The organism is Enterobacter cloacae complex sp. 2022EL-00788 (assembly GCF_026627565.1).
GTDB classification, from domain to species: Bacteria; Pseudomonadota; Gammaproteobacteria; order Enterobacterales; family Enterobacteriaceae; genus Enterobacter; species Enterobacter pasteurii.
Genome location: NZ_JAPNMC010000004.1, coordinates 108,720 through 131,213, shown reverse-complemented (window position 1 = coordinate 131,213; position 22,494 = coordinate 108,720). Strand labels below are relative to the sequence as shown.

Annotated in this window: 24 protein-coding genes and 1 tRNA gene; 11 read left to right on the top strand and 14 right to left on the bottom strand. The window is 57.3% G+C overall.

Features of this window, described 5'->3' with window-relative positions; all coding sequences use genetic code 11:
- Nucleotides 1-48 precede the first annotated feature (48 nt).
- From OWK27_RS07525 to OWK27_RS07500, 6 genes are all read left to right on the top strand, one after another.
- Nucleotides 49-357, top strand: a complete 309-nt coding sequence (locus OWK27_RS07525) for a phage tail assembly protein (protein WP_038420626.1) — start codon at nucleotides 49-51, stop codon at nucleotides 355-357.
- Entirely contained in the window at nucleotides 354-509 is a 156-nt protein-coding gene (locus OWK27_RS07520; RefSeq protein WP_322091054.1) for a GpE family phage tail protein, read from the top strand. Before OWK27_RS07525 ends, OWK27_RS07520 begins: the two co-directional genes overlap by 4 nt.
- The gene (locus OWK27_RS07515; protein WP_267590132.1) at nucleotides 502-2,949 is read left to right on the top strand and encodes a phage tail tape measure protein; all 2,448 of its coding nucleotides are present in this window, start codon (nucleotides 502-504) and stop codon (nucleotides 2,947-2,949) included. Before OWK27_RS07520 ends, OWK27_RS07515 begins: the two co-directional genes overlap by 8 nt.
- Before the next feature lie 11 nt (nucleotides 2,950-2,960).
- A complete protein-coding gene (locus OWK27_RS07510; protein ID WP_148418428.1) occupies nucleotides 2,961-3,425 on the top strand; it encodes a phage tail protein in 465 nt (154 codons plus the stop codon).
- Complete coding sequence (locus OWK27_RS07505; RefSeq protein ID WP_267590131.1) at nucleotides 3,422-4,567, top strand: phage late control D family protein; 1,146 nt, start codon at nucleotides 3,422-3,424, stop codon at nucleotides 4,565-4,567. The genes OWK27_RS07510 and OWK27_RS07505 overlap by 4 nt, the downstream gene beginning before the upstream one ends.
- A 66-nt stretch (nucleotides 4,568-4,633) precedes the next feature.
- On the top strand, nucleotides 4,634-4,834 hold the full coding sequence (locus OWK27_RS07500; protein ID WP_148418430.1) for an ogr/Delta-like zinc finger family protein: 201 nt from the start codon (nucleotides 4,634-4,636) through the stop codon (nucleotides 4,832-4,834).
- 151 nt (nucleotides 4,835-4,985) lie between these two features.
- Here the strand turns inward: OWK27_RS07500 and OWK27_RS07495 are convergent.
- Nucleotides 4,986-5,061 (bottom strand) — tRNA-Ile (locus OWK27_RS07495).
- A gap of 124 nt (nucleotides 5,062-5,185) precedes the next feature.
- Between OWK27_RS07495 and mug the strand changes: the two genes are divergently transcribed.
- A complete protein-coding gene (gene mug, locus OWK27_RS07490) occupies nucleotides 5,186-5,692 on the top strand; it encodes a G/U mismatch-specific DNA glycosylase (RefSeq protein ID WP_267590130.1) in 507 nt (168 codons plus the stop codon).
- 91 nt (nucleotides 5,693-5,783) lie between these two features.
- Here mug and rpoD read toward each other — a convergent pair whose 3' ends face one another.
- The 3 genes from rpoD to rpsU all read right to left on the bottom strand — a co-directional run bounded on the left by rpoD (nucleotide 5,784) and on the right by rpsU (nucleotide 9,891).
- Complete coding sequence (gene rpoD, locus OWK27_RS07485; protein ID WP_006812010.1) at nucleotides 5,784-7,628, bottom strand: RNA polymerase sigma factor RpoD; 1,845 nt, start codon at nucleotides 7,626-7,628, stop codon at nucleotides 5,784-5,786.
- Nucleotides 7,629-7,814: 186 nt separating this feature from the next.
- A complete protein-coding gene (gene dnaG, locus OWK27_RS07480) occupies nucleotides 7,815-9,560 on the bottom strand; it encodes a DNA primase (protein WP_003862574.1) in 1,746 nt (581 codons plus the stop codon).
- 115 nt (nucleotides 9,561-9,675) lie between these two features.
- Complete coding sequence (gene rpsU, locus OWK27_RS07475; RefSeq protein WP_001144069.1) at nucleotides 9,676-9,891, bottom strand: 30S ribosomal protein S21; 216 nt, start codon at nucleotides 9,889-9,891, stop codon at nucleotides 9,676-9,678.
- Nucleotides 9,892-10,127: 236 nt separating this feature from the next.
- Between rpsU and tsaD the strand changes: the two genes are divergently transcribed.
- Nucleotides 10,128-11,141: a tRNA (adenosine(37)-N6)-threonylcarbamoyltransferase complex transferase subunit TsaD gene (tsaD, locus tag OWK27_RS07470; RefSeq protein WP_267590129.1), complete on the top strand. Its 1,014-nt coding sequence runs from the start codon at nucleotides 10,128-10,130 to the stop codon at nucleotides 11,139-11,141.
- Between the two features lie 34 nt (nucleotides 11,142-11,175).
- Here the strand turns inward: tsaD and OWK27_RS07465 are convergent, their stop codons facing one another.
- Complete coding sequence (locus OWK27_RS07465; RefSeq protein ID WP_148418433.1) at nucleotides 11,176-11,856, bottom strand: LuxR C-terminal-related transcriptional regulator; 681 nt, start codon at nucleotides 11,854-11,856, stop codon at nucleotides 11,176-11,178.
- Nucleotides 11,857-12,451: 595 nt separating this feature from the next.
- Here OWK27_RS07465 and OWK27_RS07460 point away from each other — a divergent pair.
- Nucleotides 12,452-14,254 carry a S8 family peptidase gene (locus tag OWK27_RS07460; RefSeq protein WP_267590128.1) on the top strand — a complete coding sequence of 601 codons (1,803 nt, stop codon included), beginning with the start codon at nucleotides 12,452-12,454 and terminating at the stop codon, nucleotides 14,252-14,254.
- Nucleotides 14,255-14,287: 33 nt separating this feature from the next.
- Here the strand turns inward: OWK27_RS07460 and ureG are convergent, their stop codons facing one another.
- From ureG to plsY, 9 genes are all read right to left on the bottom strand, one after another.
- A complete protein-coding gene (ureG, locus tag OWK27_RS07455) occupies nucleotides 14,288-14,905 on the bottom strand; it encodes an urease accessory protein UreG (RefSeq protein WP_242170467.1) in 618 nt (205 codons plus the stop codon).
- A gap of 9 nt (nucleotides 14,906-14,914) precedes the next feature.
- Nucleotides 14,915-15,589, bottom strand: a complete 675-nt coding sequence (locus tag OWK27_RS07450; RefSeq protein WP_252004153.1) for an urease accessory protein UreF — start codon at nucleotides 15,587-15,589, stop codon at nucleotides 14,915-14,917.
- On the bottom strand, nucleotides 15,589-16,128 hold the full coding sequence (locus tag OWK27_RS07445; protein WP_267590127.1) for a HupE/UreJ family protein: 540 nt from the start codon (nucleotides 16,126-16,128) through the stop codon (nucleotides 15,589-15,591). The genes OWK27_RS07450 and OWK27_RS07445 overlap by 1 nt, the downstream gene beginning before the upstream one ends.
- Nucleotides 16,129-16,137: 9 nt before the next feature.
- Complete coding sequence (gene ureE, locus OWK27_RS07440) at nucleotides 16,138-16,602, bottom strand: urease accessory protein UreE (RefSeq protein WP_267590245.1); 465 nt, start codon at nucleotides 16,600-16,602, stop codon at nucleotides 16,138-16,140.
- A gap of 9 nt (nucleotides 16,603-16,611) precedes the next feature.
- A complete protein-coding gene (ureC, locus tag OWK27_RS07435) occupies nucleotides 16,612-18,315 on the bottom strand; it encodes an urease subunit alpha (protein WP_267590126.1) in 1,704 nt (567 codons plus the stop codon).
- Complete coding sequence (locus OWK27_RS07430; protein WP_267590125.1) at nucleotides 18,308-18,622, bottom strand: urease subunit beta; 315 nt, start codon at nucleotides 18,620-18,622, stop codon at nucleotides 18,308-18,310. Before OWK27_RS07430 ends, ureC begins: the two co-directional genes overlap by 8 nt.
- A 10-nt stretch (nucleotides 18,623-18,632) precedes the next feature.
- Nucleotides 18,633-18,935 carry an urease subunit gamma gene (locus OWK27_RS07425; RefSeq protein WP_003862556.1) on the bottom strand — a complete coding sequence of 101 codons (303 nt, stop codon included), beginning with the start codon at nucleotides 18,933-18,935 and terminating at the stop codon, nucleotides 18,633-18,635.
- A gap of 10 nt (nucleotides 18,936-18,945) precedes the next feature.
- Nucleotides 18,946-19,773, bottom strand: a complete 828-nt coding sequence (locus tag OWK27_RS07420) for an urease accessory protein UreD (protein WP_267590124.1) — start codon at nucleotides 19,771-19,773, stop codon at nucleotides 18,946-18,948.
- A 691-nt stretch (nucleotides 19,774-20,464) separates the two neighbouring features.
- The gene (gene plsY / locus OWK27_RS07415; RefSeq protein ID WP_013098765.1) at nucleotides 20,465-21,079 is read right to left on the bottom strand and encodes a glycerol-3-phosphate 1-O-acyltransferase PlsY; all 615 of its coding nucleotides are present in this window, start codon (nucleotides 21,077-21,079) and stop codon (nucleotides 20,465-20,467) included.
- A gap of 107 nt (nucleotides 21,080-21,186) precedes the next feature.
- Between plsY and folB the strand changes: the two genes are divergently transcribed.
- Together folB and bacA are read left to right on the top strand one after the other, a co-directional pair.
- Nucleotides 21,187-21,555 (top strand): bifunctional dihydroneopterin aldolase/7,8-dihydroneopterin epimerase, encoded by a 369-nt coding sequence (gene folB / locus OWK27_RS07410; RefSeq protein WP_267590123.1) that lies wholly within the window; start codon nucleotides 21,187-21,189, stop codon nucleotides 21,553-21,555.
- 105 nt (nucleotides 21,556-21,660) lie between these two features.
- Nucleotides 21,661-22,482 carry an undecaprenyl-diphosphate phosphatase gene (gene bacA / locus OWK27_RS07405; protein ID WP_148418440.1) on the top strand — a complete coding sequence of 274 codons (822 nt, stop codon included), beginning with the start codon at nucleotides 21,661-21,663 and terminating at the stop codon, nucleotides 22,480-22,482.
- The last annotated feature ends 12 nt before the right edge of the window (nucleotides 22,483-22,494 follow it).

The window sequence follows — 22,494 nt, the reverse complement described above, 5'->3', positions numbered from 1 at the left end:
CCGGCCGCAGCTGCTGGCCGGTTACTTCCCCTTTTTGAGAGTAACGAAATGGAAAATATCAACGAGACCGTTATCAACGAAAGCGAAAATCCAAACACCGTCACGCTTGATAGCCCCGTTCTGCGCGGCGAGCAAAAAATCGAAAAAGTGACCGTCGCAAAACCGAATGCGGGCACCCTGCGTGGCGTATCGCTGGCGTCGCTGGCGCAATCCGACGTGGATGCCCTGATTAAGGTGCTGCCGCGAATGACCTCTCCGGCGCTGACCGAACATGAGATTGCGCGTCTGGATGCCTCCGACCTGCTCTCGTTTGCCGGTAAGGTGGTCGGTTTTTTGTCACCGACTTCGGCTCGCTGAGATTTCCCGAAAACCTGTCGGTCGACGATCTGATGGCGGATATCGCGGTGATTTTTCACTGGCCGCCGTCAGAGCTGTACTCCCTGAGCGTGACCGAGCTCCTCATATGGCGCGAAAAGGCGCTACAGCGAAGCGGAAACCACCATGAGTAATAATGTCAGACTTCAGGAGCTGCTGAATGCAGTCGACCGGGCAAGCCGACCGCTTAAGGCTATCCAGAATGCCAGCCTCTCTCTCGAGGGAGCGATCCGTGATTCGCAGGCGGCTCTGCGCGCGCTCGACGAGCAGGCGGCCCGCGTTGATGGGTTCAGAAAAACAGGCAGCCAGCTTGCCGTCACGGGGCAGGCGCTTGCCCAGGCGAAACAACAGACGGCGGCGCTGGCGCTCGAACTACGAAACACGCAAAACCCGACCCGCGAGCAGAGCGAGGCGCTGGCGGCAGCACGACAATCCGTAGCCGCCCTGAAGCTTGAGTACAACACGTTGCGCCAGTCCATGCAGCGTCAGCGAGGCGAACTTGCACAGGCGGGGATTAACACGCGCACCCTGGCATCAGATGAACGTCGTTTAAGAAAGAGCATCAGCGAAAAAACGCTGCACCTCAACGAGCAGAGAGAGGCGCTTGCCCGGGTCAGTCAGCAGCAGGCGCGGCTCAATGCCGTTCAGAGCCGCTACGAGTCCGGCAAACGTGTTGTCTCGCGCGTGCATCAGCTTGCCGGCGCGGGCGTGGGTATGGCAAAAGCGGGGTTCGACCAGACGTCCCGTTTTATGGCGCCGGGTATCAGCCTTGAAAAGCAGATGTCTGCCATTCAGGCAAATCTGGGGCTGGAGAAGGGCGACGCCAGGCTTGAGGCCATTCGCCAGCAGGCGAAGGACGTCAGCGTCAGTACGGGAACCTCAACGGATACTATCGTTCTGGCGCAGCGCGAGCTGGTGCGCTCAGGATATGACGCCGATGGGGTGCTTGCGGCTACGGCTCCCGCGGTCAACCTCAGCCTTGCGGGAGATGTTGATGCGGCAAAAGCGGCCGACATCATCAGCGATGCACAGACCGCGTTTAATCTGGCGAGCACCGATGCCGGGCGTATCGCAGACGTCCTCACCCGCGGATTTACCACGTCTGGTACCAGCCTCACCGAGCTGGGGGCCGCCGTTGCCACTGTCGCACCAGCCGCCAGCGGCGCAGGCGTCAGCCTTGAAGAGACCACGGCCCTGCTGGGCATTCTGATGGAAAAGGGGGTGAAAGGGACCGCTGCCGGCGCCGGGGTCAGCGCTGTGCTGAGCCAGCTTCAGCTGCCGAATAGCCAGAGCTCTGCGGCGCTTGGTGAACTCAGTGTGCAGACCCATGACGGGCAAGGCAATCCGCTACCGGCGGAAAATATCCTTAAGGCTATCGCCGACTCTTTCGAAAAGAGCAAGCTCGGCACGGCGCAGCAGACGGCGTACCTGAAGGCCATCTTCGGTCAGGCTAACGCGCGGGAAGCAGGAATACTGGTTTCGGCTGCGGGCAACGGAACGCTTGCTGAGAAAAGCCAGCAGCTTCAGGGGGCTAATGGCAGTTCTGCGCGGCTGGCGTCCATTCGGACTGATAACCTCGACGGCGATGTTAGCAAGCTCCAGGCGGCGTGGAGCGGCCTGAAGATTGACGTCTTTGATAAGGCAGATGGCGCGTTGCGCACCCTGACCACCACCGCGACCGGATGGCTCAGTACGCTCTCGCTTTGGGTGAACGCTAACCCTGAGCTGACGCAAGGCCTGGTTGGCGTTGTTGTCGGCGCGCAGGCGTTTGCCGGCATAGTGAGCGGGTTAGGTATGGTCGTCGCACCGATTCTGACGGGCCTGAACCTGGTCATAACCGCCGCGGGAATGTTAGGCACCACCTTTAGCGTGGTCGGCGGCAGCATTATGACGATCCTCGGTGCCCTCAGCTGGCCCATCATTGCCATTGGTGCGGCGATTGCTGCGGGTGCATTACTGATTTTTAAATACTGGGAACCCGTCAGCGCCTTCTTTGCCGGAGTGGTCGAAGGCCTTTCCGTGGTCTTCGCGCCACTGGGCGAACTGTTTTCTCCGCTTCTGAAGGCGTTTGATTACATCTCGGAAAAACTGAGCGGGATCTGGCAGTGGTTCACCGACCTGATTACGCCTGTCAAAGCAGCCCAGCAAACCCTCGACAGCTGTAAAAACGCGGGTGTGGCGTTCGGCCAGGCGCTGGGAGATGCGTTGATGGCGCCGCTTAATCTGTTTAACAGCCTGAGCGGCAAGGCGACCTGGCTGCTGGATAAACTCGGTCTTATTAAAAAAGAGTCGGACAATATTGAGCCCGCTGCGGCGAAGGCAGAGTCAGCGTCCTCTGCGTCGGGGAGTTCTTATATTCCGCCGACATCGATCTATGGTGGCTACCAGAAATATCAGCCAGCCATCGCCACGGGCGGTCGCTCTTATGTCGATCAGAGCAAGAACGAATATCACTTCACGCTGCAGGGTGACATGGCATCCGGCGCGAGTCTCAGCCGGCAAATTCAGGATGCCCTGGATAGCAGAGAAAATCAGAGAGCGGCGGATCGGCGATCCAGCTTTATGTATGGTTAGGGAGAGAGAAAATGTTAATGGTGCTGGGGCTGTTTGTCTTTGAACGACGAACCTTACCGTATCAGTCAATGCAGTTTTCAAAGGATTACCGCTGGGCCTCTAACGATCGCATCGGAAAGCCGAAAGCCTGGCAGTATCTGGGAGAGGGTGACACATCCCATACGCTCTCCGGAACGCTTTATCCTGAAATCACCGGAGGGCGATTGTCCCTGAAAGCTATCGAGCTGATGGCGAATGAGGGTCGAGCCTGGCCGCTGATCGACGGGACGGGCATTATCCATGGCATGTTTGTTATCGAAAAGGTGACTCATGTCCATACGGATTTTTACAGCGATGGTACGGCGCGGAAAATCGATTTTACGCTTTCTCTGAAGCGGGTGGACGAATCGCTGATGGCGATGTTTGGCGACCTGAGAACGCAGGCTGAAGAGCTGGTGACAAGCGCGCGTAACGAAATCGGAGGGCTGCTGGGATGATCGCGGAAATGAATATCCAGGCAGGAGGGAAAATAGCCCCCGATTTTATGCTCAAGCTTGATGGCCGTGATATTACGCAAAATTTTAGCAACCGCCTTATCCGCCTGACCATGACCGACAACCGCGGACTGGAAGCCGATCGGGTGGACATCGAGCTGGATGATTCCGACGGTCTGTTAGACCTGCCGGCTCGCGGCGCGTTTATTACGCTATGGCTGGGCTGGCAGGGTATCCCTCTGGAGCCGAAAGGGAGTTTTACGGTCGATGATATTGAATTTCGGGGGGCGCCGGACCGGTTAACCATTCGGGGGCGCAGCGCCGATTTTCGTGGCAAGCTCAACGTACGTCGCGAGCAGTCATGGCATGACACCACCATCGGCGCGATAGTTGATGCCGTCGCACAGCGCAACCAGCTTAGCGCCAGCGTGGCGGCGGAGTTTTCGTCCGTAACCATTGCCCATATCGACCAGTCTCAGGAGACCGATGCCGCGTTCCTCTCCCGCCTGGCTGAACGTAATGGCGCGTTTGTAGCCGTTAAGGAAGGGAAGGTGCTTTTCATGAAGGCGGGCAGTGCCGTGACGGCCAGCGGCAGGCCTGTATCGTTAAAGGTGATTGAACGCGCCGATGGAGACAGGCACAGTTTTTCCATCGCCGATCGCGAAGCGTATTCCGGCGTGACGGCCAAATGGCTGCAAACGAGCGACCCCAAAAAGCAACACCCCACAGTCAGTATTAATCGCCTGCCGCCGGCAGCAGCGTCAGGCGCGTTACCTCATCCCGACGCCGCCGTGACGCCCGACAGCACTGCGCAGGCGCCGCAGGAGAAGCTGGTTGGTGCCGCAGATAACGTCTTTGAGCTGACCACGATTTTTGCCTCAGAAGAGCAGGCGCTCAGGGCGGCTGAGGCGAAGTGGCGCGCGCTCCAGCGCGGGGTCGTGAAATTTTCAATCCAGCTGGCGCTGGGGAAAGCCGATCTCTTTCCCGAAACCCCTGTCCTGGTGAAGGGCTTCAAGCGTGCCATTGACGAGCAGGCATGGATCGTCAGCCGGGTTATACATAACCTTAACGAGAGAGGCTTTACGACCGAGCTGCAGCTTGAACCTGACATCTCTGACGAAAAATTTTCTATCGATGGTGAGTAATAAGCTTCCAATTAATTCCTTTTGGGGTATTATAAATTCACATTATGTGAATTTTACGGAGGCGTTATGTTTCATTGTCCTAAATGCAAACACTCGGCACATGCTCGCACCAGCCGCTATTTAAGTGAAAATACCAAAGAGCGTTATCATCAGTGCACCAATGTCGATTGCAGCTGTACCTTTGTCACTATGGAGTCCGTTGAACGCCTGATTGCTGCCCCTGGAATGCCAGAACGCGCCCGGGGGCCATCGGCGAACGGCAGGTAGCGCTAGCCGCTTCACTAAAAAACCGCCTTGTGCGGTTTTTTTATTGCTATGAGAAGCTATCAGTACCGCCAATCCATCGCCACGGTAAATTCAGGCAACAAAAAAGCCACTCGCGAGAGTGGCTTAAATGGCTGATTCTAAAGCTAAAATTTGGTGGCCCCTGCTGGACTTGAACCAGCGACCAAGCGATTATGAGTCGCCTGCTCTAACCACTGAGCTAAGGGGCCGTGGCGGTGAATTATAAAGTAACTCCCCTCAGCAATCCAGCCATTCACACCTGCCTGCTGTTTTTATAAACAATGCATAATCAATCCTTTATACTTCTCTTATGATGCATAGACAGGAGTAGAGATGATCAACGATATTCTGGCCCCTGGGCTGCGGGTGGTGTTCTGCGGTATTAATCCGGGCAAGTCTTCGGCACACACCGGTTTTCACTTTGCCCATCCGGGGAATCGCTTCTGGAAGGTTATCTATCAGGCCGGGTTTACCGACAAGTTACTTAAGCCTGAAGAGGAGCAGCATCTGCTGGATACGCGCTGCGGGATCACCATGCTGGTGGAGCGGCCCACCGTGCAGGCGAGCGAGGTTAACCTGCATGAGTTGCGCAGCGGGGGGCGCGAGCTGGTCAAGAAAATAGAGGATTATCAGCCGGCCGCGCTGGCGATCCTCGGCAAGCAGGCCTACGAGCAGGCGTTCAGCCAGCGCGGCGCAAAGTGGGGTAAGCAGAATATCACCATTGGTGTGACGCAGGTCTGGGTATTGCCGAATCCGAGCGGGCTGAACAGGGCAACGCTGGATAAGCTGGTTGAGGCGTATCGGGAGCTGGACGAGGCGCTGGTGGTGCGGGGGCTTTAGGATCCTCTGCGGTATGATGCCCTCACCCACAGGGAGAGGGAATAAGCAAAAAAAAAGCTCCCGATTGGGAGCTTTTTGCTGTTTATCTGGATTAGTCGTCCAGGAAGCTACGCAGCACTTCAGAGCGGCTCGGGTGGCGCAGCTTACGCAGCGCCTTCGCTTCGATCTGACGGATACGTTCGCGGGTCACGTCGAACTGTTTACCCACTTCTTCCAGCGTGTGGTCGGTATTCATATCGATACCGAAACGCATACGCAGCACTTTTGCTTCACGCGCGGTCAGGCCAGCCAGAACGTCGTGCGTGGCGGCACGCAGGCTCTCGGTGGTGGCAGAGTCCAGCGGCAGCTCGAGGGTGGTATCCTCGATGAAATCCCCCAGATGCGAATCTTCATCATCACCGATTGGTGTTTCCATGGAGATAGGCTCTTTGGCGATCTTCAGCACTTTACGGATCTTGTCTTCCGGCATCAGCATGCGCTCGGCCAGCTCTTCCGGCGTCGGCTCGCGGCCCATCTCCTGCAGCATCTGGCGGGAAATACGGTTGAGCTTGTTGATCGTCTCAATCATATGCACCGGAATACGGATGGTGCGCGCCTGGTCTGCGATAGAGCGGGTGATCGCCTGACGGATCCACCAGGTAGCATAGGTGGAGAACTTGTAACCACGACGGTATTCAAACTTATCTACCGCTTTCATCAGACCGATGTTGCCTTCCTGAATCAGATCCAGGAACTGCAGGCCACGGTTGGTGTATTTCTTGGCGATAGAGATAACCAGACGTAAGTTCGCTTCAACCATCTCTTTCTTCGCACGGCGGGCCTTCGCTTCACCGATGGACATACGACGGTTGATGTCTTTCACCTGCTCGATGGTCAGGCCGGTCTCTTCTTCAATCTGGTGCAGTTTCTGCAGGCCGCGCTGCACGTCTTCTTTCACGTCGTGCAGTTTTTCAGACCACGGCTTGTTCATCGCGATAGCGGCGTTGAACCAGGTTTCGCTGGTTTCGTTGCCGGTGAAGAGGGTGATGAAGTTCTTCTTCGGCATTTTGCACTGCTCAACGCACAGCTTCATGATGATGCGTTCCTGGGTACGTACGCGATCCATCATCACGCGCATGCTGTTTACCAGGTAGTCGAACTGTTTTGGCACCAGGCGGAACTGTTTGAACACTTCAGACAGCTTCAGGATCTCTTCCTGAGCGGCGGCATGGCTGCGGCCTTTCGCTTTGATGGTGTCACGCGTCACTTCGTACTGGGTACGCAGCTCGGCAAATTTCTCACGCGCCAGCTCGGGATCGATGCTGTTGTCGTCATCGCTGCTGTCGTCGTCTTCTTCTTCATCTTCGTCTTCGTCGTCATCCATCTCTTCCTGAGACAGCTCAGAACCGACGTGAGTGGCGGTAGGCGCCATATCTTCTTCAGCGTTCGGGTCGACAAAGCCGGTGATCAGATCGGACAGACGCGCTTCTTCCGCTTCAACGCGATCGTACTGCTCCAGCAGATAGGTAATCGCTTCCGGGTATTCGGCAACAGAGCACTGAACCTGGTTGATCCCGTCTTCGATGCGTTTTGCGATGTCAATTTCGCCTTCGCGGGTCAACAGTTCAACGGTACCCATTTCGCGCATGTACATGCGGACCGGGTCAGTGGTACGCCCGATTTCAGATTCCACGCTGGACAGTACCTGTGCAGCAGCTTCTTCCGCATCTTCGTCAGTGTTGTTGGAGGTTTCAGCCAGCAACAGATCATCGGCATCCGGTGCTTCTTCCATCACCTGAATGCCCATGTCATTGATCATTTGGATGATATCTTCGATCTGATCTGAATCGACGATATCTTCCGGCAGATGGTCATTGACCTCGGCATAGGTCAGATAGCCTTGCTCCTTACCGCGTTGGACAAGAAGTTTCAGCTGTGACTGCGGGTTTTGCTCCATAAGACGGTATCCACACTTAATTCGTTTGATTGGTGTCGGCGATAGGGCTGCCAACCTTTAAAGCGAGGGCGTACTTATATTTTTGCCGCTGCCTCTCAGTGCGGCTGCCGGGGGCTTCCCGATCGATATTCGGCACTTAAGCCGTTAAATACGTCATCCTTCACGTTGTCTGACAACGTAAAGGATTTATTTCTTCGCCAGTTCCTGGTTAATCATCCAGAGTTCCCGGCGCTCTTCGCTGCTTAAGCCATGGGTGCGCTCGCGAGCAATCAACTCTTCCTGGCGCAACTCAAGCATCGAATCAAACATATGGTTGAGTGAGTCGGTGAACGTTTTTTCTGCGATATCCTTATCTGCTATATCGTCCCACATCGACAGTTTTTCAAGGGTAGCGGCCTCTTTTGTGCCGCGATAGTGTTCTAAAAGTTGTCCGGTGGTCAGACCTGGCTGAGACAAACAAGTGTTGACCAATTCTGAAAATAAGCCAAGTCCCGGCAATTTTTCGTGGTTCAAACCCGCCAGTGACGGCACTTGCGGAGCAAGTTCGGGGTTCTGCACCAGTAACCCTATCAGTATACGCATGGTTGTGCGTTTTAGCTGAGGCGCGGGGCGAACCGTACCGTTTTCAGCCTGTTTCGGCATTAACCGCTCAAGCTGGCTGTCGTCCAGAATACCGAGCTTATTGCCCAACTCCTGACGCAGATAGATGCGCAGCGTTTCGCCGGGCACCTGGCTGATTAACGGCAGCGCCAGCGTACTGAGCTGCGCGCGCCCGTCAGGGGTACTTAGGTCGACCTGCGGCATCAGGCTGTTAAACAGAAACGTGGAGAGCGGCTGAGCCTGCTCCATCCGCGCTTCAAATGCCGCTTTGCCCTCTTTACGCACCAGCGTATCCGGGTCTTCACCGTCGGGCAGAAACATAAAGCGCAGCTGACGTCCGTCGGTCATGTACGGCAGCGCGGTTTCCAGCGCGCGCCACGCGGCGTCGCGTCCGGCGCGGTCGCCGTCGTAACAGCAAATCACGTTGTTAGTGACGCGAAACAGCAGCTGGATATGGTCCGCCGTGGTGGACGTACCCAGTGACGCAACGGCGTAGTTAATGTCGTATTGCGCCAGCGCAACGACGTCCATATAACCTTCGACGACCAGAAGCCGCGGAGGTTCCGCATTATCCTGCTGCGCCTCATAAAGACCGTAGAGCTGGCGGCCCTTATGGAAAATATCGGTTTCCGGGGAGTTGAGATATTTCGGCAGGGCATCACCCAGCACGCGACCACCAAAACCAATTACCCGGCCACGCTTGTCGCGGATCGGGAACATCACCCGTTCACGGAAGCGGTCGTAGCTTCGTCCCTGGTCGTTAGTGACCAGCATGCCTGCGTCGATGAGGGATTTACGATCTTCGCTATTGCCGCCAAAACGCTTTAACACGTTGTCCCAGCCGGGCGGGGCGTAACCAATAGCGAAACGCGCAATCACATCGTCGCTCAGTCCGCGCTTGTTCAGATACTGACGCGCAGGCTCAGCCGCAGAGTGCTTTAGAGACTGTTGGTAAAACGAATTCAGGCCATCCATCAGTTGATACAGCGTTTGCCGCTGATGGCGCTCGATCTGACTTGGCCCACTGCCCGCTTCATACGGCACTTCAAGGTTATGCATCGCCGCCAGCTCTTCGACGGTTTCAACGAACTCGAGTTTGTCGTAGTTCATCAAAAAATCGACGGCATTACCGTGTGCGCCACAGCCGAAGCAATGGTAGAACTGCTTTTCACCGTTTACGGTGAAAGAGGGGGTTTTTTCGTTATGGAACGGACAGCACGCATGGTAGTTCTTGCCCTGCTTTTTTAGCTTTACCCGCGCGTCGATGAGATCGACGATGTCGGTTCTGGCAAGCAGGTCATTGATGAAAACGCGTGGGATTCTTCCGGCCATATGCCCCAAAAATTTAAGCGACTTATAAACGAAAACAAGCCGCGCATTCCTTCCGGAAGCACGGCCTTACGACTACAACTCTGTCTGTCAATTGAGGGCTTTAGCCCTCAACAGATTAGTACAGACGAGTACGGCGTGCGTTTTCGCGAGCCAGTTTCTTCGCGTGACGTTTCACAGCGGAAGCTTTAGCGCGCTTACGTTCGGTCGTTGGTTTTTCATAAAACTCACGACGACGAACTTCAGCCAGAACACCTGCTTTCTCGCATGAACGTTTGAAGCGACGCAGTGCTACGTCGAACGGCTCGTTTTCACGTACTTTAATTACCGGCATGTAACTCTCACCTTTAATAAATTCGGTTTGCCGCTGGCATCAACGCCAGCTTATTTCAAAATGGTGCGGAATTTTACTGCAAATGCTGCTGCTTTGTAAAGCACCGATGCGATTTTGAAAGGGACTTTTATAAGGGGGAAGAGTATACACGAGCGTATGTCCCGGGGCGAACAAAGTTTTACATCAACCCGCCCAGGCTCTACACTGCGCGGTACTGAAACGAGGTAAAACAAGTCATGCGTGTACTGGGTATTGAAACATCCTGCGATGAAACCGGCATCGCCATTTACGACGACGAAAAAGGCCTTCTGGCCAACCAACTGTATAGTCAGGTGAAATTGCACGCTGACTACGGCGGCGTCGTGCCTGAACTGGCCTCTCGTGACCACGTGCGTAAAACGGTTCCCCTGATTCAGGCGGCGCTGAAAGAGGCCGGACTGAACTCAAAAGATATTGATGCCGTAGCCTACACGGCAGGCCCGGGCCTGGTCGGCGCGCTGCTGGTCGGTGCCACGGTGGGGCGTTCGCTGGCCTTCGCGTGGGATGTCCCGGCCATTCCGGTTCACCATATGGAGGGGCATCTGCTGGCGCCGATGCTGGAAGATAATCCGCCTGAGTTTCCGTTTGTGGCGCTGCTGGTCTCTGGCGGCCATACCCAGCTGATTAGCGTGACGGGCATCGGCAAGTACGAGCTGCTGGGCGAGTCGATTGACGACGCGGCCGGAGAAGCCTTCGACAAAACCGCCAAGCTGCTGGGTCTGGATTACCCTGGCGGCCCGATGCTGTCCAAAATGGCCTCGCAGGGCACGGAAGGACGCTTTGTCTTCCCGCGTCCGATGACCGATCGCCCGGGGCTGGATTTTAGCTTCTCTGGCCTGAAGACCTTCGCGGCCAATACGATCCGCAACAATGACGACAGCGAGCAAACCCGTGCGGATATCGCCCGTGCGTTTGAAGATGCGGTGGTTGAAACGCTGATGATCAAGTGCAAACGCGCGCTGGATCAGACCGGCTTTAAGCGTCTGGTGATGGCAGGCGGCGTCAGCGCTAACCGTACGCTGCGCGCGAAGCTCGCCGGGATGATGCAAAAGCGTCATGGGGAAGTGTTCTATGCGCGTCCGGAATTCTGTACCGATAACGGGGCGATGATCGCCTATGCCGGTATGGTACGCCTGAACGCCGGCGCAACGTCCGATTTGAGCGTGTCCGTCCGTCCACGCTGGCCGCTGGCGGAACTGCCGGAGGCGTGATTGTCTCTCCCGCCGTAGCGGCGGCGGGGGAGTGCTACATCCTGATGTCAAACATCTGGTTCTTGATGATGAGAGAGTAGAGCTGGCAGTCATTTTTCACATCCAGCTTTTCCATCGCCCGCACCTTATGCGCGCTGACCGTTTTAATGCTCAAGTGCATATGGTGTGCAATTTCCTTCAAATTTAAACCGTTGCAAATCAGGCGCAGCACGTCAATTTCCCGCGGCGAGAGTTTCTCCACGTCCGTCTTTTCATGACGAAAAAGCATATTAACCAGCTGGCTTTCGATATAGATCTCGCCTTTCAGGACGGTTGCAATCGCCTGGCTTAAGGTTTTCTCGTTGATATCGCGCGACAGATACGATCGGGCTCCTTCCTTTAGCGCCTGACGAATAAGCGTGGCGTTTGCATAGGGCGAGAGCAGGATAACGTTGAGCGCAGGATAGGTCTGATTAAGCCATCTCAACAGCTTCAGACCATCCATGCCCGCAAGCGGAGCACGGCTAAGGCTGGTTGTCAGCGAATAGCCCAGAATAGCGATATCCGGGTGATGCTGGCCAAGAAGCGACTGAAGCTCAGCGGAAGAGGCCGCCTCGCCGGCCAGAACGCACTGCTGGTTCATGCCGAAGGCGGGTAACGACAGCGCTTGCATCATTGAGGATAGGCCGCGACGAATCAATGAAGATTCTTCAGCGATAACAATTTTAATGTCCATAATGATGCGTCGTATTACCCCTTTCATGATAGCGGCGGGGCCAACGGCGGTTGGAACACCTCGCAAGATATAACGTTATTAAAATCCAGTTTTCGGTAAAGTAGCAGCAGCGATGAGAATATTTTTAGCGTAGGCGGATCTTGATTATTTCATTATGCGTAATCTTTACGGTTTTTGTATCCAGGTGTATCCTTTGCTTGCTAAATATAAATTAACAGGATGTGGACTTTTCTTATCTAATAAAAGAAATGTCTTTCACTCAGATTAGGCTGCTCTTATTCTTCGCGGTTCGTTCGCCTGTGATACTGAAAAAGGAGAAATTTCAATTCACACAGGAACCGTGATCGTCATGAAAAAAAGCGTCTTATCCCTTTTTATTTGCGCAGCAATTTCATTTTCTGCTGCGGCTGAAAATCTGGTGCAAAATGAATTTGCACAGGATAGTGCCACCTACACAGCTATAGTTCTGAAGCTAAAGCCCGCTACAGGTTTGTTGAAGGCGACAAACAATAAAATTACCCTGAGCGACGCTTCCCTGACGGCAACAAATATGTTCCGTCCGACTAATTTGCGGAGCTCAGCCCAATCGTCCGAGTTGACGGAACTCAATAAACGCTATGGCTTTGACCGTTATCTGCGCATCGAGTTACCGAAAGATAAAAGTCAGGATAAAGCGTATATTAACCATATTATTACCGAACTTGAGCAGAATCAGAACGTAGAGTTTGTTTATCCGGAGGCCGAACCGGTATCGCTGGATGAGATTGCCCTTAAGCCACAGTTAAGGTCATCATTAAATGATAATTTAACCTCTGCCGCCGTTCCGGATTTCCGTAATAAGCAGGATTATCTCAAAGCGCCGGACGTTAAGCGCGCCGGTTATTATATGGGCGGCGTAAACCGCGATAGCGTAGATAGCTATGCTGGCAGCGCGGGTGAAGGGGTGACGCTTATTTCGGCGGAGATTGATGCCTGGAATACCAGCCATATGAACTTACCGCCGATGAGCCTCAGCTCTGGCAAGACAACGTATGTTGCAAACCACGATCACGACACGGCTTCAGTGGGGATTATGGCGGCGAAAGATATGGGCACCGGTATTCGCGGATTAGCCTGGAAAAGCCGGATGGGGTATGCGGCCTCTGCGAGTAATAACCTCTATAATTTGCTCCCCCAGCTAAAAGCGGGCGACGTGGTGCAGATTGGGATACAGGTTGCGGGCGGTTATCCAGCGGGTTGTCAGAAGGATTGCTGGGTCGCAATGGAATCCCAGACCGCCTACTACGATATTATTAAGGCGCTGACGGATAAAGGTGTTCACGTTATTGAGGCTGCAGGTAACGGAAATATCAACATGGACAGTCCAGGCTTCCAGGGGCGGTTTGACGTGCATGTTCAGGACTCCGGGGCTATTTTAGCGGGTGCGTTTTGCGCGAAAGACGGTAAAAAAGCGTCGTTCAGCTCCTATGGCTCGCGTATCACTAGCTCCGCATGGGGCTGCTGGGACGTGGTGACCACAGGCTATGGCGATCTGTATAAAAATGCCGGCGTTAACGATTCGTATACCGCGACTTTTGCCGGAACCTCTTCCGCTAACCCGATTATTGCGGGCGTGGTAGCAAGCCTGTCCGGCATCGCCAAAGCCAACGGTATTACCGTGACACCGCGTCAGATGCGTCAGATTCTGGCGGAGACCGGTACGCCGCTGGCGAACGGGGATTCGGCAAAGGTGGGGACTCAGCCTGACATGGCGCGTGCGGTAGCCCGTATTATGGCGCTGAAGGACGGCAGCACGCCTGCCGCTCCGGCCCCAACGGCTGCGGCAGGTGCGGATTACACCATGGTTTCCCCGACCTCTGGCGTCAGTACCTATCCGCTGGACGGCAGCAAGAGCCTGAATGCCAAATCCTATAACTGGAGCGTGACGAAAGGGGCGGAAACCTTCTCCCTGGAGGCAAAACTGAACGGCACGCTGGTGAAGAGCGTGGACAGCGCGCATGCCTATGCCGTTATTCCAGCCAACAGCGAGGGGGAAGCGGTCTTCACGCTGACCACGACCGGCGCAGATGGCCGGACCGCGACGGACAGCATGACCATTAAAGTCACTAAGCCTGCGGTACCCGCGAAAGATGACACCCCGGCTACGGACGATACGCCAGCGAAGGATGACACTCCGGCTAAGGACGATACGCCAGCAAATGACGATACGCCGGTTAAACCTGCGGCACCGGCCTATAACGCCAAAATTGCTTACCCGACCAAATGCACCAAAGTGTCTTACAACGGTAAGGTTTGGTTCAACCAGTGGTACGTCAACCCGGGTCAGGAAACCCCGGGAACCGGCGGCCAGTGGGGGGCTTGGCGCGAACAAGGCTCTTCCAGTAACAGCTGTAAATAACCCTCGCGGCCTGGCGTTAAGCCAGGCCGTTTTTCAGATCCGCAGCATCCCTTTCTCTTCCAGAAACGCAATAATCGTTCCCAGACCGTCGCCCGCCTTCAGGTTGGTAAACGTCCACGGACGCTCGCCGCGCATGCGGTTGGTGTCGCGCTCCATCACCTCCAGCGATGCTCCCACGTACGGCGCGAGATCGGTTTTATTGATCACCAGAAAATCGGATTTGGTGATCCCCGGCCCGCCCTTGCGGGGGATCTTTTCCCCTTCGGCGACGTCAATCACGTAGATGGTCAGATCCGCCAGCTCCGGGCTGAAGGTCGCGCTCAGGTTGTCGCCGCCGCTTTCGACGAAGATAAGATCCAGGTTGCCGAACTTCTCGCTGAGCGCTTCCACGGCCGCCAGGTTCATCGAGGCATCTTCGCGAATGGCCGTGTGCGGGCAGCCGCCCGTCTCCACGCCCACAATGCGCTCCGGCTCCAGGGCACCCGCCTCGGTGAGGATGCGCTGATCCTCTTTGGTGTAAATATCGTTCGTCACCACCGCCAGATGGTACGTGTCGCGCATCGCCTTGCAGAGCGCTTCCAGGAGGGCGGTTTTGCCCGACCCCACCGGGCCACCTACGCCAACGCGCAGGGGATGTTTGTAATCAGCCATGTTGACTCCTCAGGAACGGAATAACCGTGAGTATTGTGTTTCGTGGCGTGCAGAGGCGATGGCGGAGAGCGGCGTGGCAGCCCCCAGCGCGTCGTCGTCACGTAAAAAGGCCTGTTCAAACCCGGCGGCAAAATGGTTGCTGAGTTCGATAATCAGCTGCTGCGCCGCCTGCTGCCCGAAGGGAACCAGCTTGACGCCCGCCATCACCGCGCTCTCAATCCAGCTATAGCCGAGGCTCAGCGCCAGCTCGCGCGCGTCAATGCGCCAGCGCACGCCAAGCCACGCCATGCCGCAGAGCTGGCTCTGCATAAACAGCGGGAGCCACTCTGCCGGGCAGTCTGGCTCCCAGCTTTTAATGAGCCGCGTAAACGCCGCGCCACGGTTGCGTTCTTCATCGCGCAGCTCGCGCGTTTCCCGACAGGCGAGCAGGTACGCCGTCCAGCGTTTTGCTGCCAGCCGATCCTGCTGCTCGCAGGCACGGTACAGGCGAATAAAGAGCGGCAGATCGACGCAGAAAAAGCCCTGCTCCATCTGCTGGATTTGCCAGCGCCTGAAGGCCTCGACGTCGGTGACCCAGCCTGCCTCCACGGCCCACTCCAGCCCCTGCGACCAGGTAAACGACCCGACCGGCAGGCTGCTGCTGGAGAGCTGCATCAGGCGCAGCCGCTGGCGGGCGTATTCCATCAGCTCATCAGCGCCAGCAGGGCAGAGACGATCAGCCCGCCGCCGAAGGTTTTACGCAGGCCGTCGTGGCGGCGCAGCAGCAGTCCCGCCGCGAAGCTGGCGCACAGCACCGTAGCGCTGGCCATCATAAAGCCACCGGTAAACAGCCAGAAGCTGTGTCCGGACATCTCCACGCCGTGCGCCCAGCCGTGGAACATTGCCAGGGCCGGCACCGCCAGCAGCAGGCGATTTTCGGTTTTAAACATCATCACGCCGCTGAACGCCAGCGAGGCGATAATCAGCATCTCCATGCCGCTAAAGCCGCCGAGCAGGCTGCCCGCAATGGCGCCGACGAGCATCATCCCAAGGGTAGCCAGCGGCAGCAGGAGCTTGCGGCCGCTCAGCGCCGAGAGCACGCCCGCTCCGGTGAGCATCAGCAGGTGATCGAGCCCGGTCAGCGGGTGAAGAAAGCCGGCCTGGAAGCTGTCGGTACCGTGTCCGGGATGGGCGAGCGCCGGAACGGAAAAGGCCAGCAGTAACAGGGGAAGAAACGTGCGCATGATGAGTCCTTAATGTGAGTGGGCGTGAGCGTGGCTATGGCCGTGGGCATCGCTGGCGTAAGCGCCCGCTTCCGGTTCAAACGGCAGGCTGGCGTAGGTCACCTCCAGCCCGAACTGGCGCAGCATGTCGTCGAGCACGTGGTCGTGGTGGTAGCGCAATTCGCCGGGCATAACCTGCAGCGGCACGTGGCGGTTGCCCAGGTGATAGCAGGCGCGGGCGAGGAGGAACGGATCGGCGCAGCGCACCACGGAGACGGACTCCGGGGCGGCGACCACTTCAACCACGTGGCTGCCGTCGTCGGTGGTCAGCAGATCCCCGCCGCGCAGCAGCAGGCCGCGCGGCAGCATCAGCCCGGCTTCGCGGCCGTCGTTCAGCGCCACGCGGGCGCGGCTTTTTACCCGCACGTCAATCGGCAGCGTGACGCTGGCGGTGACGGGGCGGGCACGATCGAGGCGTTGGGTTAAATAGATCATCATCACTCCTCAAAACAGGAAATAGCGTTGCGCCATCGGCAGAACCTCTGCCGGTTCGCTGGTCATCAGTTCGCCGTCGACGCGTACCTCGTAGGTTTGCGAATCGACGGTAATGTTCGGCTGTAAATCGTTGTGGATCATGTCGGCCTTTTTCACCGTCCGGCAGCCTTTCACCACCGCCGTGGCGCTTTGCAGGTTGAGCTGCTGCGCAATGCCGCTGGCCTGGGCCGCCTGTGAGATAAACGTCAGGCGCGTGGCGTGGCGTGCGGCGCCCAGCGAGCCAAACATCGGGCGGTAATGCACCGGCTGCGGCGTCGGGATAGAGGCGTTGATATCGCCCATCGGCGCGCAGGCGATCATCCCGCCCTTGACGATAGTGGCGGGTTTTACGCCGAAGAATGCCGGGGACCAGACCACCAGACCCGCCAGCTTGCCCGCCTCAACCGAACCCACCTCATGGGCAATGCCGTGGGTCAGCGCCGGGTTGATGGTGTATTTGGCGACATAGCGCTTCACGCGAAAGTTGTCGTTATCGCCGGTCTCTTCCGCCAGCGCGCCGCGCTGGATCTTCATGCGGTGCGCCACCTGCCAGGTGCGGATAATCACTTCCCCCACGCGGCCCATGGCCTGTGAATCTGACGAGGTGAGCGAGAACGCGCCGATATCGTGCAGCACATCTTCGGCTGCAATGGTTTCCCGCCGAATACGCGACTCGGCAAACGCCACGTCCTCGGCGATATCCGGGTCGAGGTGGTGGCAAACCATCAGCATATCGAGGTGCTCGTCGATGGTGTTCACCGTGTAGGGCAGCGTCGGGTTAGTGGAGGAGGGCAGAATATTGGGATGCGCGCAGGCGGTGATGATATCCGGCGCGTGGCCGCCGCCCGCGCCTTCGGTGTGGAAGGTGTGGATGGTGCGCCCGCCAATGGCCGCCAGCGTATCTTCCACAAACCCGGATTCGTTCAGGGTGTCGCTGTGCAGCGCCACCTGTATATCCATCTCTTCAGCCACCTCCAGCGAGCAGTTGATGGCCGCAGGCGTGGCGCCCCAGTCTTCGTGGATTTTAAGCCCGATGGCACCCGCCGCGATCTGCTCTCGCAAGGCATCCGGGCTGGAGCCGTTACCCTTGCCCAGCAGGCCGATATTCACCGGCAGGGCATCGGCAGCCTGTAGCATTCGGGAGATATACCACGGACCCGGCGTGCAGGTGGTGGCGTTGGTGCCCGCCGCCGGGCCGGTGCCGCCACCGATCATGGTGGTAACGCCGGAGACCAGCGCCTCTTCCGCCTGCTGCGGGCAGATCCAGTGGATGTGGGTGTCGATCCCGCCTGCGGTAACGATCTTCCCTTCGGCGGCAATCACTTCCGTTGCGGCACCGATCGGGATCGTTACGCCGGGCTGAATATCCGGGTTCCCGGCTTTACCGACGGCAAAGATCCGCCCGTTCTTCACGCCGATATCCGCCTTCACGATCCCCCAGTGATCGACGATCAGCGCGTTGGTCAGCACCAGATCCACGCAGTCTTGCGCGGTCATCTGCCCCTGGCCCATGCCGTCGCGGATCACCTTCCCGCCGCCGAATTTGACCTCTTCGCCGTAGACCGTCAGGTCGTCTTCCACTTCGATCCACAGCTCGCTGTCCGCCAGCCGGACCTTATCGCCGACGGTGGGGCCGAACATATCGGCGTAAGCCCGGCGTGAAATCTCAGCCATGCTTCACCTCGCCCATCACCTCGCCGCGAAAGCCGAAAATGCGCTGCGCCCCGGCAATCTGTACCAGCGTTACCTCCCGCTTCTGGCCGGGCTCGAAGCGCACGGCGGTGCCTGCCGGAATGTTCAGCCGGTAGCCCCGGGTGGCTTCGCGTTCGAACTTCAGCGCCGGGTTGACCTCGTAAAAGTGGTAGTGCGATCCGACCTGAATCGGCCTGTCGCCGTGGTTTCCGACAATCACGCTTTGGGTGTCTCGCCCAACGTTGATCGCAATAGTGCCGGGCTGGATCTGGTATTCGCCTGGGATCATCACATGCTCCTTACACGATCGGGTTGTGGACGGTGACGAGCTTGGATCCGTCCGGGAAGGTCGCTTCCACCTGAATATCCGGGATCATCTCCGGCACGCCCTCCATCACCTGATCGCGCGTCAGGACGTGGCGGCCCGCCTCCATCAGCGAGGCGACGGTTTCGCCATCGCGCGCGCCTTCCATGATAAAGGCGCTGATCAGCGCGACCGATTCCGGATAGTTGAGCTTTACCCCGCGCGCAAGGCGGCGTTCGGCAACCAGTGCGGCGGTAAACAGCAACAGCTTGTCTTTTTCTCTGGGGGTCAGTTCCATAACGTTTCTCTTATGTCTGCCAGATGCGCGGTGAACAGGCGGTTCTGGCGGTGAGAAGCGGGCGAAGCGACTGCCAGATGTCGCGCATCACCCGCTGGCAAATCAGGTTATCGTGGGAGAGAAAACGCACCGACAGCAGATCGTCGGTGAGCGTTGCGCCCGCAAAATGTTCCAGAGGCGTAAGCCGGTCGCGCACCGCGTCGAGATGGTCTTCCCTGGCCGGATAGCACAGCAGCGTGCCGACCCACGGATGACCGGCGACGGGGGAGAGATCGCCGCCGCTGAGATGCTGGCGCTCAATCAGCCGCGGCTCGTCATCAATCCACACCTCAAGACAGCTCTCCAGCGTGCCGTGGCTAAAGGTTTCGTTAATCACCGGGCGGCCCAGGCAGTACAGCTCCCAGGCCAGCAGCGTGCTGGTAGCGCGCAGGTGAAAGACGGAACGCAGCGCGGCATGTGCGCCGGGAAAGATAATGGTATCCTGCGGCAGCCACTCCAGCGTGGCGTCTTTGTCCAGGTAAAAATGCTGGTTCAGGCGAGCCTGCGGGCCGCTGCTGCGATAGAACTTGCTGGCGCCGGGCATGGTGATAAGCGCGTGGCTTTTGGCGTCCAGGCGCGCGGTGATATCCAGCCTGTCACCGCCCACCACGCCGCCCGGCGGGTGCAGCAGATAGAGATGGCAGGTTTCCCCTTCGGGGTAGAACGGACGCTGAACCGTGAGCGGCCCGACGTGGTGCGCGGCATGGAGGAGGGTTTTCTCAGGCGTGTGGCAAAACCGCAGGTCAAGCGAGGCCTGCCAGCCTTTGTACGAATTATCAGTTACCTGAGTTGCTAACATGGTGCTTCCATTCGCGCGCGCCCGGGAGATACGTTTCAGTATGCCCTGGCGGAAATGAAGGCTGTCATATGAGTCGCTTATGGATGGGGCCTGTATTTTGGGGCTGCGGTGGAAGGGTTCCGTTCACTATGGCTTTTCTGCTTTATGGGTATCCCGCTGCGGTGAACGTGTTAAGGGGGCCACCGCGGCCCCCTTAACAATCCCGGCTCCCGGCAAAGAAAATCGCCGCTGCGCGGTCCCTTCGGCTTATTCCCTCCGGCTATCGGGTCGGGCGCGATCCTACATCCATGTAGGTCACGCCCTCTTGGCGCATCCATGCGCCTCGCCCCGGCCTGCGGTCAACGCCTCAGCGATTTTCAGCCGGATCAGGCGTTTACTCAACCTTCTCAGCAGCGTGAATGTGGCACGGGTGTTGAGTCCCCGCTGAAATCGGCGAACCGGAGACCGGATGACAAGGGCTGGACGCCAGGGATGGCGGCCAGAGGCGAATCGAGACAGGATGTCGAGTTGAGCCGACCGCAGGCAGCGGGTCGTGAGGTGAGCGCAGTGCGAAGCACCGATTTCGTCGCGGGGCCGCGGGGATTGATAAGGGGGCCGCGGTGGCCCCCTTATCACGTTCACGGGTTCCGGAACGTCATATTCTGTTGGTCATAAAGTGAACGGAACAATTCCACTAAAAGTAAATAAAACCCTACCGCGTCTCTCTCTTCTTCCGCTTTAACCGCGCCCAGATTTTCGTCTCCTGACGTCGCCACAGGCGCTGAATATTGTCGTGATGGCGCAGCAGGATAAGACACGAGAGCATCGACACCGGGAAGGTAAACTGCGGCTTGAACCACCAGACGTAGAACGGGGCAATCAGCGCGCTGACGATGGCGCCCAGCGACGAATAGCCGCTCAGAAGGATGGTCAGCAGCCAGGTGCCCGCCATCACGCCGGTGAGGTCCCAGCCGATAGGCGCAATCGCACCAAACGCGGTGGCCACGCCTTTCCCGCCCTTAAAACCAAAGAAAACAGGCCAGATATGGCCAACGCAGGCGGCGATGGCAATCAGCCCCAGCCAGAACGGCGTGACGCCCAGCGCATATGCGCCCCAGACGGGAAGCATCCCTTTCAGAACATCAAAAATCAAAACCGCTACGGCTGCTCCCTTGCCGCCAATTCGTAGTACATTGGTCGCCCCCGGATTCCCGGAACCACTTTCACGCGGGTCAGGTAACCCGGCGATGCGGCAGACCAGAATGGCGCTGGAGATTGAGCCGCAAAGGTAGGCGAGGAGAATCATTCCAGGCGCGATTGCACTCATAACGCTGTTCCGTTTTGAAAATGTATCTGTATTCTCAGCATCTGTGGATAATACGCATAATTCGCCGGAAGTGGTATCCGGTTTAGCCAAAAAGCAGGCAGGTCGTGATGGATATTGTATTTATAGAGCAACTTTCGGTAATCACCACAATTGGTGTTTACGACTGGGAACAGACCATCGAGCAGAAGCTGGTGTTCGATATCGAAATGGGCTGGGATAACCGCAGGTCAGCAAAAAGCGATGATGTGAACGACTGTCTGAGCTACGCCGACATCAGTGAAGCGGTTATCGCGCACGTTGAAGGGCAACGTTTTGCGCTGGTGGAGCGCGTAGCGGAAGAGGTGGCGGAGCTGCTGTTGAGCAAGTTTAATTCTCCATGGGTGCGCATCAGGCTGAGCAAGCCGGGCGCGGTGGCGCGCGCGGCCAACGTGGGCGTCATCATCGAGCGTGGCACAAATCTGAAAGGGAAGATTTAACGTCATAATAGCTAAACCATTTTAGATTATACCGGTCTTAAAACCGTGTCTTTCACGTTAGCCGCTGTGGCGAGCGTTTTTTAATATCTTTTTAGGGGTTTATAGATGAGCGATATGCACTCGCTGCTGGTGGCGGCAATACTGGGTGTGGTCGAAGGATTGACGGAATTTTTGCCGGTTTCCAGTACGGGCCATATGATTATCGTTGGCCATCTGCTGGGCTTTGAGGGTGAAACCGCAAAGACGTTTGAGGTGGTGATTCAGCTGGGCTCTATCCTGGCGGTGGTCGTAATGTTCTGGCGTCGTCTGTTTGGCCTGATCGGCATCCACTTCGGGCGTCTGCCGCAGCGTGAAGGAGAGAGCAAAGGCCGCCTGACGCTGATTCATATTCTGCTTGGGATGATCCCGGCGGTGGTGCTGGGGCTGGTGTTCCACGATACCATTAAATCGCTGTTTAACCCGATTAACGTCATGTACGCGCTGGTGGTCGGCGGCTTCCTGCTGATTGCTGCAGAAATGCTGAAGCCAAAAATCCCGCGTGCGGAAGGTCTGGACGATATGACCTATCGCCAGGCCTTTATCATTGGCTGCTTCCAGTGTCTGGCGCTGTGGCCGGGCTTCTCCCGTTCAGGCGCAACGATTTCCGGCGGGATGCTGATGGGCGTAAGCCGTTACGCGGCATCTGAGTTCTCGTTCCTGCTGGCGGTGCCGATGATGATGGGCGCCACCGCGCTGGACCTCTATAAAAGCATTGGCTTCCTGACCGTGGGCGACATTCCGATGTTCGCCGTGGGCTTTATCACCGCCTTTATCGTGGCGCTGATTGCCATCAAAACCTTCCTGCAGCTGATTAAGCGTATCTCGTTCATTCCGTTCGCGATCTACCGCTTTATCGTCGCGGCTGCCGTGTACGTTGTCTTCTTCTGATGACCAACCGCC

What these genes read in the sequence shown, in the direction of transcription:
- OWK27_RS07510 (WP_148418428.1), top strand. Translation starts at nt 2,961, where the DNA reads ATGTTAATGGTGCTGGGGCTGTTTGTCTTTGAACGACGAACCTTACCG.
- rpsU (WP_001144069.1), bottom strand. Translation starts at nt 9,891, where the DNA reads ATGCCGGTAATTAAAGTACGTGAAAACGAGCCGTTCGACGTAGCACTG.
- folB (WP_267590123.1), top strand. Translation starts at nt 21,187, where the DNA reads ATGGATATTGTATTTATAGAGCAACTTTCGGTAATCACCACAATTGGT.
- OWK27_RS07445 (WP_267590127.1), bottom strand. Translation starts at nt 16,128, where the DNA reads ATGCGCACGTTTCTTCCCCTGTTACTGCTGGCCTTTTCCGTTCCGGCG.
- OWK27_RS07420 (WP_267590124.1), bottom strand. Translation starts at nt 19,773, where the DNA reads ATGTTAGCAACTCAGGTAACTGATAATTCGTACAAAGGCTGGCAGGCC.
- tsaD (WP_267590129.1), top strand. Translation starts at nt 10,128, where the DNA reads ATGCGTGTACTGGGTATTGAAACATCCTGCGATGAAACCGGCATCGCC.
- mug (WP_267590130.1), top strand. Translation starts at nt 5,186, where the DNA reads ATGATCAACGATATTCTGGCCCCTGGGCTGCGGGTGGTGTTCTGCGGT.
- OWK27_RS07425 (WP_003862556.1), bottom strand. Translation starts at nt 18,935, where the DNA reads ATGGAACTGACCCCCAGAGAAAAAGACAAGCTGTTGCTGTTTACCGCC.
- ureG (WP_242170467.1), bottom strand. Translation starts at nt 14,905, where the DNA reads ATGGCTGATTACAAACATCCCCTGCGCGTTGGCGTAGGTGGCCCGGTG.
- OWK27_RS07515 (WP_267590132.1), top strand. Translation starts at nt 502, where the DNA reads ATGAGTAATAATGTCAGACTTCAGGAGCTGCTGAATGCAGTCGACCGG.
- OWK27_RS07465 (WP_148418433.1), bottom strand. Translation starts at nt 11,856, where the DNA reads ATGGACATTAAAATTGTTATCGCTGAAGAATCTTCATTGATTCGTCGC.
- OWK27_RS07450 (WP_252004153.1), bottom strand. Translation starts at nt 15,589, where the DNA reads ATGGAATACGCCCGCCAGCGGCTGCGCCTGATGCAGCTCTCCAGCAGC.
- ureE (WP_267590245.1), bottom strand. Translation starts at nt 16,602, where the DNA reads ATGATCTATTTAACCCAACGCCTCGATCGTGCCCGCCCCGTCACCGCC.
- dnaG (WP_003862574.1), bottom strand. Translation starts at nt 9,560, where the DNA reads ATGGCCGGAAGAATCCCACGCGTTTTCATCAATGACCTGCTTGCCAGA.
- OWK27_RS07500 (WP_148418430.1), top strand. Translation starts at nt 4,634, where the DNA reads ATGTTTCATTGTCCTAAATGCAAACACTCGGCACATGCTCGCACCAGC.
- OWK27_RS07505 (WP_267590131.1), top strand. Translation starts at nt 3,422, where the DNA reads ATGATCGCGGAAATGAATATCCAGGCAGGAGGGAAAATAGCCCCCGAT.
- OWK27_RS07525 (WP_038420626.1), top strand. Translation starts at nt 49, where the DNA reads ATGGAAAATATCAACGAGACCGTTATCAACGAAAGCGAAAATCCAAAC.
- ureC (WP_267590126.1), bottom strand. Translation starts at nt 18,315, where the DNA reads ATGGCTGAGATTTCACGCCGGGCTTACGCCGATATGTTCGGCCCCACC.
- OWK27_RS07430 (WP_267590125.1), bottom strand. Translation starts at nt 18,622, where the DNA reads ATGATCCCAGGCGAATACCAGATCCAGCCCGGCACTATTGCGATCAAC.
- plsY (WP_013098765.1), bottom strand. Translation starts at nt 21,079, where the DNA reads ATGAGTGCAATCGCGCCTGGAATGATTCTCCTCGCCTACCTTTGCGGC.
- bacA (WP_148418440.1), top strand. Translation starts at nt 21,661, where the DNA reads ATGAGCGATATGCACTCGCTGCTGGTGGCGGCAATACTGGGTGTGGTC.
- rpoD (WP_006812010.1), bottom strand. Translation starts at nt 7,628, where the DNA reads ATGGAGCAAAACCCGCAGTCACAGCTGAAACTTCTTGTCCAACGCGGT.